Raw genomic sequence first — 1,518 nt, forward strand, 5'->3', positions numbered from 1 at the left:
GGCGGCTCTGCCCCTCGCTCCGAGCGATCCATCGCAGCGGCGCAGACGACCGGCAGCGTGGTCTCCGCCCCTGTCCGTTCCCGGCAGCTGACGGAGCCGAGCGCCTTCCTGAGCAGGGCTGCGATCGAAGACATTGCGAGCCGGGTCGTGTGCTTTAACGAGCAATCGCCTGGAACCCCGATCATCGCCTTGAACAATGTCGCGGTCTTCCACGATCTTGCGCGCAAGATCGGGCCGGACAATCCATTTTACGACATCCCCATGGTGCCCGGAACACCGTTCGACGTCCATCGCGAACGGGCCTTTGAAGATATTGCAGCCGATGCGGTGCGCCTGATCAGGTGGGTCAGGCCGAAGGGCCCCTACATCCTGCTCGGGCACTGCGTGCTTGGCTCGATTGCGCTTGAAGCGGCTCATCAGCTGCAACGCGAAGGCGAGACTGTCGAGCTGGTGGTGATGAATGATTCATGGTGTCCCGGCTTCCGCGAAGACATGAACCTTCTCGACAAGCTGATACACAAGGGCCAGATCTGGAAGTATGAGCTGCCTCTGTCCTATTCGGCCTACAGGCGCGGTGAGGTCAGCACGGAAGAGTATCTCAGCCAGTACTCCATCTTGCGCAAGCTGAGGCTCGTCGCCGCGCTCAAGACTATCCGGGCCATCAAATCGTCCGGAGACGATCAGCTCCCGCCTGACCTCGCAAACCGTTGGTATACCGATTACATGCTCAGGCAGCAGAAGCCTTATCGCCCGCCGGCCTATGACGGACCGGTTGCCTATTTCCGGAGCGCCGAAGCGCTCGTGGGGCGGCTGTTTCCCGAAGCCATGGGCTGGGAATATGTCCTGAAGGGGCCGCTTTCCATAACCGCCGTGCCGACCATGCACGACCAGATGTTCCGGCCGGAAGGTTGCGATGCCATCGGTCCGAAAATCAGGAGCGTTCTGGACGAGATGGCGGCGCAGGAATAGGCGCTGCAGGCTCGGCCTCGTGGGCGGGGCGCAGGCAAACCTCAACCGGGCGACCTCTGGCCTCCACCGCGACCACCGCTTCATAAGACGCAGGCACATCGACGGCTTGGAGTGACCAGGCGCGGGGATCTGTAAGTTCAGCGCGCAACAGCCGCGGTGTCTCACCGATACTGACGTCGAACTGGTTCAAGGGCAGTTTCAGGCCTTTTCCCAATGCTTTCAGGAGCGCTTCCTTGCGCGTCCAGCACCGGTAAAAGGCGTTCAACCAGCGATCCTCCGGCTCCCTTGCAAGCGCCTGTTGCTCGGCTCGGGAAAAGAACTGGTCGACGAGGGCCTTCTCGATCGGCGCGATCAGCTCGATATCGACGCCGAGACGCGCCTCACGGCAGACACCCAGCAGGATCAGCTCCCCGCTATGGCTGATGTTGAAGTGGATTTGTGGATCCGCACCGGCCAGTTCCGGCTTGCCATCCACGCCGGAAACGAGATCTAGTGCGCCGGGTGGAAGCCCGGTTTCGACTGACAGCACCCGGCGGATCGCTTTTCGGG

At 61.8% G+C, this 1,518-nt stretch carries 2 protein-coding genes; one reads left to right on the forward strand and one right to left on the reverse strand.

Annotated features, from left to right (window positions below):
* On the forward strand, positions 1–969 hold a 969-nt coding region (locus tag WA989_RS02735; RefSeq protein WP_424338992.1), incomplete at its 5' end, for a thioesterase domain-containing protein.
* Here the strand turns inward: WA989_RS02735 and WA989_RS02740 are convergent.
* Positions 932–1,518 (reverse strand): 4'-phosphopantetheinyl transferase family protein (locus tag WA989_RS02740; RefSeq protein ID WP_424338993.1); only part of this gene is annotated, 587 nt, incomplete at its 5' end. The genes WA989_RS02735 and WA989_RS02740 overlap by 38 nt on opposite strands.

The sequence above is a fragment of the Henriciella sp. genome (assembly GCF_049649345.1).
Classification (GTDB): Bacteria; Pseudomonadota; Alphaproteobacteria; order Caulobacterales; family Hyphomonadaceae; genus Henriciella.